The organism is Halomonas sp. BC2 (assembly GCF_002078115.1).
Classification (GTDB): domain Bacteria; phylum Pseudomonadota; class Gammaproteobacteria; order Pseudomonadales; family Halomonadaceae; genus Vreelandella; species Vreelandella stevensii.
The window spans coordinates 71,834-79,639 of sequence record NZ_LFGT01000002.1; the positions used below are offsets into that span (position 1 = coordinate 71,834).

The 7,806-nt window shown below is 61.4% G+C and carries 9 protein-coding genes; 6 read left to right on the forward strand and 3 right to left on the reverse strand.

Going from position 1 to position 7,806, the window contains the following annotated elements; translation table 11 throughout:
- On the forward strand, window positions 1–789 hold a 789-nt coding region (locus B7L71_RS00875; protein WP_081135235.1), incomplete at its 5' end, for a dihydrodipicolinate synthase family protein.
- Between the two features lie 30 nt (window positions 790–819).
- Here B7L71_RS00875 and B7L71_RS00880 read toward each other — a convergent pair.
- A complete protein-coding gene (locus B7L71_RS00880; protein ID WP_081135238.1) occupies window positions 820–1,788 on the reverse strand; it encodes a zinc-binding metallopeptidase family protein in 969 nt (322 codons plus the stop codon).
- Between the two features lie 264 nt (window positions 1,789–2,052).
- Here B7L71_RS00880 and B7L71_RS00885 point away from each other — a divergent pair, with 264 nt between their 5' ends.
- The 3 genes from B7L71_RS00885 to B7L71_RS00895 all read left to right on the forward strand — a co-directional run bounded on the left by B7L71_RS00885 (window position 2,053) and on the right by B7L71_RS00895 (window position 2,983).
- A complete protein-coding gene (locus tag B7L71_RS00885; RefSeq protein WP_081135241.1) occupies window positions 2,053–2,388 on the forward strand; it encodes a zinc ribbon domain-containing protein YjdM in 336 nt (111 codons plus the stop codon).
- An 81-nt stretch (window positions 2,389–2,469) separates the two neighbouring features.
- A complete protein-coding gene (locus B7L71_RS00890; protein ID WP_081135244.1) occupies window positions 2,470–2,724 on the forward strand; it encodes a type II toxin-antitoxin system Phd/YefM family antitoxin in 255 nt (84 codons plus the stop codon).
- A complete protein-coding gene (locus tag B7L71_RS00895) occupies window positions 2,717–2,983 on the forward strand; it encodes a Txe/YoeB family addiction module toxin (RefSeq protein ID WP_081135247.1) in 267 nt (88 codons plus the stop codon). Before B7L71_RS00890 ends, B7L71_RS00895 begins: the two co-directional genes overlap by 8 nt.
- Window positions 2,984–3,127: 144 nt before the next feature.
- On the opposite strand, the gene B7L71_RS00900 is transcribed toward B7L71_RS00895, so the two are convergent.
- Window positions 3,128–4,021 (reverse strand): LysR family transcriptional regulator, encoded by an 894-nt coding sequence (locus tag B7L71_RS00900; protein ID WP_081135403.1) that lies wholly within the window; start codon window positions 4,019–4,021, stop codon window positions 3,128–3,130.
- 145 nt (window positions 4,022–4,166) lie between these two features.
- On the opposite strand from B7L71_RS00900, the gene B7L71_RS00905 reads away from it, so the two are divergent.
- Window positions 4,167–5,378, forward strand: coding sequence for a YbfB/YjiJ family MFS transporter (locus B7L71_RS00905; RefSeq protein ID WP_081135262.1), 1,212 nt, complete (start codon window positions 4,167–4,169; stop codon window positions 5,376–5,378).
- 35 nt (window positions 5,379–5,413) lie between these two features.
- On the forward strand, window positions 5,414–6,025 hold the full coding sequence (locus B7L71_RS00910; RefSeq protein WP_081135264.1) for a glutathione S-transferase family protein: 612 nt from the start codon (window positions 5,414–5,416) through the stop codon (window positions 6,023–6,025).
- A 161-nt stretch (window positions 6,026–6,186) separates the two neighbouring features.
- On the opposite strand, the gene recD is transcribed toward B7L71_RS00910, so the two are convergent.
- A partial coding sequence (gene recD, locus B7L71_RS00915; RefSeq protein WP_081135267.1) for an exodeoxyribonuclease V subunit alpha occupies window positions 6,187–7,806 on the reverse strand: 1,620 nt, incomplete at its 5' end.

Below are 7,806 nucleotides of genomic sequence, written 5' to 3' on the forward strand. Positions count from 1 at the left end.
GATTCCATCGGCGTGCTGGGCTCTACCGGCAGCTACGCCTACTTGAGCGTGGAGGAGCGGGCCCGAGTGGCCAGGCTGAGCGTGGAAAACGCCGCTGAGGTGCCGGTGGTGGTGGGCATTGGCGCGCTGCGCACTCGGGATGTACTGGCCAACGCCGAACATGCCCAGCAGGCCGGGGCGAGCGGCCTGTTGCTGGCGCCGGTGTCTTACCAGAAGCTCACCGACGACGACGTGTACAACCTGTTCAGTACCGTCAGCCGCGCCATCAGCGTGCCGCTGTGCGTGTACGACAACCCCGGCACCACCCACTTCACCTTCAGCGATGAGCTGCACGGGCGCATTGCCGCGCTGCCCCAGGTGCGCTCCATCAAGATTCCACCGGTGCCCAACGATCTGCACGACGCCAGTGCTCGGGTGGCGCGGCTGCGGGCGCTGATTCCCGAGGACGTGACCATCGGCATCAGCGGCGACCCTGCCGCCGCCACGGGCCTGCTGGCCGGCTGCGAGGCATGGTATTCGGTATTCGGTGGGCTCTATCCGGAACACGCGCTGGCGCTGACCCGCGCCGCTCAAGCGGGAGATGCCGAACAGACCCTGGCCCACTCCAACGCGCTGGCAGCGCTATGGGCGCTTTACCATGAACATGGCGGCAGCCTGCGGGTGGCCGCGACCATGGCCGAACTCACTGGCCGCGTGAGCGCACCCTGCCTGCCCCAGCCACTGAATACCCTGCAAGGGCAGGCACGCCAGCAGGTGAAGGCGGTGATCGAGGCGCTGGGGCTACGCTAAACCATACGGCTCACGCAGCGTATCGTTGACCTACAGCCCCTGTGCGCCGCGGCGCAACCAGTCGTGGACGAACACCAGCTTGCGTAGCGTGACCTCGGAAAGCACAAACGGGTAAAGATCCGACAGCCCCATGGAACGGTTCACATGGTTTACGCCCGCCACCAAGGATGCCGCAATATGAATCAGCCGCTCAGAATCAGGTTCGGCGTAGGCATCCCAGTTGTGGTCATCCGGTAGAACGGGCGAGGATATGCCCGACGACACAAAGCTGTCGGTGATATCCGTCAAGTGCAGCAGGTGCGAAGTCGTTTCCGCCCAATCCTCATGGGGGTGGGAAGAGGCGTAGGTGGAGAGAAAACGCGTTTGCCAATCCGCAGGTGGGCCATTCTGGTAGTGGCGCTGCAAGGCTGCCGGGTAATCCTCACGCTCATCGCCAAACGCCTCGCGGAATGCTTCTAGAAAATCTTCCCGCAGGCTAAGCCGCCACCACAGCATATGGGCTATTTCATGGCGCATATGGCCAATCATGGTGCGGTAGGGCTCATCCAGTGCCTCTTTGCGGGTGGTGCGCAGCACGGCATCCGCTTCGGCCACGCTAATCGTCACTACGCCGCCCACGTGCCCCATGGGCACTGGGGTATCGCCTTCGGCCAGCAGATGAAACACCGGAGGGGCGCCGGGGTCTTCCGGGCGAAACCAGTGCCAGCGGCCCAGGTTATCGATCACCCAGCGTTTGGCCGCCTCGGTTTGTGCCCAGTGGGGGATCGCATCGGTGATGGAAGGATCGGGAGCCAGCGCCGTCATGGCACAGGCGCGGCAGAACTCTCCCTGCCTGGGGGCTATCCAGTTGCAGCCGATGACGTCGCGGTTGGCACAGAAGGGCGTCAAGGAAATAAACGCCCGCGCCTGGGGGTCGTAGGCCACCGGCACGCCATCCGCCGTGACCAGATTATCAAACCAGAGTGAACCGGCTCCGACCGGGTTGGCAAAAACACGCATAGGTCGGCTATCTCAAGAGAAACGAGGCTTCAGTCTAGGTGCGTCGCCCTGAGTACGCCAACGGGGATATCGACGGTGCTATTTTCCATCAACGTCATATTGTCCGGCAGGCGTGCCGAGAATTGCCGCCGCCTCTGGAGCGCTCATGCCTACTCCGCGTTCTCCATTCTCCGCTTTGCCAGGCTGAGCGCGCTTGGCATTCGCCAAAGGTTCGCAGGCTCAGTATCATAAGCGGACGACACCAACCCAAAGAAGCCACTGCTCATGTCTTGCCCACCGTGCCCCCGCTGCCAATCCGAATTCGTCTACCAGGACCAACGCCTGTTCATCTGCCCCGAATGCGCCCACGAATGGAGCCCTGAAGAAGCCGCCGCCGAAGAGACCGTGAACGTGGCCGATGCCCACGGCACGCCGCTGGCCGAGGGCGACAAGGTCACGCTGATCAAGGACCTCAAAGTGAAAGGTAGCTCTCTGGTGCTCAAGATCGGCACCAAGGCCGTCATCAAGCGGCTAAAAGAGGGCAAAGACCACCAGCTGGACTGCAAGGTAGACGGCGCAGGCGACATGATAGTGACCGCGCAGTTTGTGAAGAAGGCTTGATGAAGCATTATGTGCTCTAAGCTGTACAGGTTGGCGTGCGGCCGCTAAACTTGTACCGTGAATGGTACAAGTGAGGTGTGTATGAAAATCGTGTCTTTTACAGAAGCGAGGAATGGCTTGAAAGCCGTGCTGGATGGCGTTGTGAATGATGCAGACACCACCGTGATCACGCGCAGGGATGCTGAAGATGCCGTTGTGATGTCACTGGATTATTACAATAGCCTCATGGAAACAGTGCACCTGCTTCGTTCACCTGGTAATGCTGAGCATCTTCACCGTTCAATAGCGCAATATCGTGCTGGCCAGACAAGCGCACGAGCGTTAATGGATGAGTAGCCAACGGCTATTGTGCTGGACAGATGAGGCTTGGAACGACTACGTCTATTGGCAAGGTCAGAATAAGAAAACCCTCAAGCGCATCAACAAGCTGATCAACGATGTAAAGCGCTCTCCCTTTGAGGGAATCGGTAAGCCAGAGCCCTTAAAAGAAAATCTGGCGGGCTTCTGGTCTCGACGCATCGATGACACCAATCGGCTTGTTTACGCCGTCGATCAACATGCCAACACGGTCATTTCATGCCGCTATCACTATTAGCCTGAAACTGACCTTGCCTCTGGGAGTCAGTCCGCCTTGCGGGAGGTGGCTTTAGCCCGCGACCATGTTAGCCGCCAGGCCGCCTTCAGCACCATGGCGCTTGCCCAACTGCCCATCGTAACCCCCTGAATTCTTCAGTCCACCTCACGATGCATTCAACTGAGGCTCATTCACCACCACCGCGTCACGCAACGTTTCAGCAAAGCTTGCCAGGGCGGGTGTCCAGGTTTCTGATTTGGGGGCGACAAAATAGGTATCGATATTGGCGATGGAGGTGGACAGTTCCAGCGTGTGAACCTCGAATCGGTGCTGGTGGGCTTCAACCGTGCCACGGGGGAGCACTGTGTAACCCATCCCGGCAGCAACGCAGCCCAGCATTGCATCCAGCGAACCGAGCTCGAAGATCCTGCCCGCATTAACACCCTGGGCGGCCAGCAAAAGCTCAATACGCTGGCGGTAGCTGCACCCCTGGCGAAACGCCAGGAAAGCAGACGTAAGCAGCGCTTGTGAAGAGGGCATCTGCGTCATCGGCGTAGAGCCGACTAAGACAAGCTGCTCGCTAAACGCTTTGAGCGAGTGGTAGTGGCCATGCTCGAGCCTCCCGGCCACGAAGATACAGTCCACCTGCCCATTAAGCAACAGCTCGACCAGCTCAGCCGTCGGCCCGGTTTTGATCTGGATATCAACGTCAGGCTGCGCTGCGTGATAAGCCGCCAGTATCGGCGGAAGGCGTAGCGCCGTCGTGGTCTCCATGGCACCTATGCGCAGCCGCCCACATGCCTTCACCTGGCCTTTAAACAGCGACACGGCTTCATCGTGGGCCGTTATCATGCGCTCAGCGTACTCCACCAGTGCCCACCCGGCACTGGTAGGACGAACTCGCCCCGCACGGTGAATCAGCTTTACGCTAAGCTCCTCCTCAAGCTTCTTAATGTGGGTAGTCACATTGGATTGAACCGTGTGTAGCCGTTTGGCCGCCGCCCCAAAGCTGCCGGTTTCGGCCACGGCCACCAGTAGCCGTAGCGATTTAAGTTGCACGTGCCATCTCCCAGTCAGGTTATCTACAAAAAAGATAGTATCGATCAAAACTAATCGTTTCCAGGAATGGCTACGCACGCGTAGCCTAAGAGGGTAACTACCTGCTGCTGACCTACCTGAGGTGGATCCAAAGGGAACTGGCTTGATGAAGCGAACACTCACTACCGACGATCTGCCCGCGTTAATGACCGGCATCATGGCGACCCTGGCGGGGATAGGTATTGCTCGCTTTGCCTATACGCCGCTATTGCCTGCGATCATTCAGCAAGGGTGGTTTACCGCAAGCCAGGGCGCTTACCTGGGGGCGGCCAACCTGTTGGGGTATTTTACCGGCGCGCTTGCCGCCCACTCACTGAGCGAGCGTTTTGCGCCGCGCTGGGTGTTGGCGGCAAGCTTTGCGGGTATCGGGCTCAGCTTCCTGCTTTGCGCCGGGGCGGGTGGTTTTCACTGGTTCTTCTTCTGGCGGCTGGTCTCGGGGGTGGGCGGGGGGATCTTGATGGTCGTGGGCCCCTCGCTGGCGCTGGCGGCCACGCCCCCGGAAAGGCGAACCCGTGTCGGTGCCCTGGTGTTTACCGGTATCGGGTTTGGGGCGCTGCTTTCCGCCCTCGTGGTGCCGTCACTGCTCGGGGTAAGCCTCTCGCTCACCTGGGGTGCGCTGGGGCTGCTCTGTTTGGTGGCAGGCCTGTCGTGCGACCGCGGCGTCACGCGCTTGCCCCCACGCCCAGTGGCAAGCCAGGCGGCAAGCCCGGTGGGTCATAGCCCCGTTGGGTATGCGGGGGTAAAGTGGGTGGTGGTGCTGGTCATCGGCGCTTACGCGCTGGATGCGGTGGGGTTCGTGCCCCACACCGTGTTCTGGGTGGACTACCTCGCCAGGGAGCATGCCCTGGGCCATCAAGCCGCTTCCCTGCAATGGGGAATCTTCGGGCTGGGTGCCCTGTGCGGGCCGTTCATGGTGGGGGCGCTGGCCCAGCGCGTAGGGTGGCAAGGGGGCTTGATGATCGCCTTTACGGCCAAGGCCGCTGCCGTCATGCTCCCGGTGTTCTCGCTTGCCCTGCTTAGCCAGTCGGTTTCCTCGTTCATGGTGGGGGCAATGATTCCCGGCATCGTAGCCCTCACCTCTGGCCGCCTGGCCGAGCTGGTCGGGCCCACCGCCCACAAGCAGCTCTGGGGGCGAGCCACGGCCGCTTTCGCCGCCGCCCAGGCAGGGGCAGGCTATGCCATGTCGGCGCTGTATGGCATGTGGGGCAGCTATACGCCGCTCTTCACCATCAGCGGCATGGCGCTTGCCCTTGGCTTGTTGCTCGTACTGCTTAGCCGAGGCGTTCAGCAGCGCCGCACACATCCTTCTGCCCAATAACCTAACAAGCACTATTCAGACAAAGGGAGGCAACCATGGAACTCTACCTGAACGCAACATCCCCCTATGCGCGGCTGGTGCGCATCGTGTTACTGGAAAAAGGCCTGATGGACGCCGTGACGCTCAAGTGGTGCGACCCCTGGGCCGACGACGGCGACCTTCTAAAGGCCAACCCCGCCGGGCGCATCCCCGCACTGGTGACGGAGGAGGGCACCACGCTCAGCGAATCCATGCTGATAGCCATGTACCTGGACAGCCTGGACAACGTAAAGCCCACCCCGCCCGTACTGCCCACCAACTCGTTGAGCGACGTACTGCACTTGGCAGGCCTGGGCCAAAACCTCATGGATGCCGCATTCACCACCGTGATTGCCCGCAAGCACTATGGCCCCGAGATCGACCAAAGCGAGCTGGGCCAACGCCGGGCAAGGGCCATGCAGCGGCTGTTGAAGCAACTGAATAGCGAGCTGAGCGGCAACCCCACCGCCGCATCGATCCACCTGGGCGACATCGCCATCGCCGTCGCGCTGGAATACCTCGACTTCCGGCTGCCAGAAATACGCTGGAAAGAAGCGCATCCCCAGCTTGCCGCGTGGCATGCGGCTGTAACAGCGCGAACAAGCTTCCAGCAAACCGCCTTCACCTAGCCCCCCGTGGGAGGCCGCTTCAGCCCGCGACCACCTCCCCCATAGGTGAACCCGCCCTGTGGGAGGTGGCTTCAGCCCGCGACCATTCCAGCACCCAGCCAGCCAAGGGAAATTTTTCGTTGCGGCTCCGCCAAAAGCTGATTCAACTAGAACCAATGGTTTTAACCTCCAACCCCACTAACCCTAACCACCTCCCTCACCACCGCCTCATTCAACACCCCGCGCTTGGCTTCCACCACCGTGAGCCATTCGCGGGCACGGGTGATGCCGGTGTACACCAGCTCGCGGGTCAGGATGGGGTTCAGCGTGGGCGGCAACAGCAGGGCGGTGTGCAAGAACTCCGAGCCCTGGGATTTGTGCACCGTCATCGCAAACACGGTTTCCACCGCGTGCAGGCGGGAAGGCAGCACCCAGCGGATGGGTTTGTCGGTGTCGCTGGCAGCACTTGATGAAGGAAAGGCCACTCTTAATAGCTTCTGCTGCGGGTTGCGCGGGTCGGGTACGGCCAGGGTGATGCCGATATCGCCATTCATCAATTTCAGGCCGTAGTCGTTTTGGGTCACCAGTACCGGGCGGCCCTCAAACCAGCCTTTCTCCAAGGTGTAGTCACTGCCGAACAACAGCTTTTCGCGACGCAATGTGCTGGCGATGCGCTGGTTCAAGCCTTCAACCCCCCAAGGCCCTTTGCGCAGCGCGCACAGCAGTTGGAAATGGCTGTAGGCGCTGAGTACCTCGCTGGCCCAGGCGTTGTAGGCGGCGGGGCTCTCCTCGAAGGATTCCCCCCGTGGGCGCTGTGCTTGCAGCACCTTGAGGTAGTGGCGGTAGCCGGTGGGCGGGGCGATGGGCTGGCCCTGGTGGTCGGTGCGGCCTTCGCCGTTACCCGCAAAGCCGCTGGGGCTGCCGTGAATCACCAGTTTGTCCAGCGCGGCGTCGTCACTCATCACCAAATGGTGAATATCCGGGTAGCCCTGGCGCAGCACGGCGGTGACGGCCTGCTGCTTTTCCCGTTCGCTTTGCGCATGGCCCGGTTGGTTGATGGCCTTGGCGAGCTGGCCGATGCCGCTGTGTTCATTGAAGCGGTGGCTGACCCGCAGCATGGTAATGGCCTGGTCCAGCGGCTGGCCTGCGGGGTCGATGAAGTCCGCTGGCAGCGGTTGCCCGGTGGCCTGGGCCAGCCATTCGGCGGTGGCCGGGGTGTAGTGGGCGGCTTCCGCGCGGCGGCACAGGTCGCCGAGTACCGAACCGGCCTCTACCGAGGCGAGCTGGTCTTTGTCCCCCAGCAGTATGCACTGGGCATGGGCGGGCAGGGCGCTGAGGGTGGCGGCCATCATTTCGATATCCACCATCGAGGCTTCGTCGATCACCAGTACGTCCAGCGCCAGCGGGTTGGCGGTGCTGTGGCGGAAGTGGCGGGTGTCGGGGCGTGCGCCGAGTAGTCTATGCAGAGTGGTGACTTCTGTGGGGATGGTGGCTGATAGTTGTTCTGTGTGTGACAGCTGTTCTGTGGCTGAATCGTCGCGAGCTGAAGCTCCCTCCCACAAGGCTCCCTCCCACAAGGCTCCCTCCCACAAAGTCTTCTCTAACACAGTTTCCTCACTCAAAGCTCCCTCCCACAAAGTCCTCTCCAACACAGTTTCCTCACTCGAAGCTTCTGTCTGCTCGGTTCCTTTCAGCAACATGGTGAGGTCGGTGAAGGGGAGTTTGGCGACTTGCCCGGCGATGGATTCGTTCAAGCGGGCGGCGGCTTTGCCGGTGGGGGCGGCCAGGCGGATGCGTAGCGG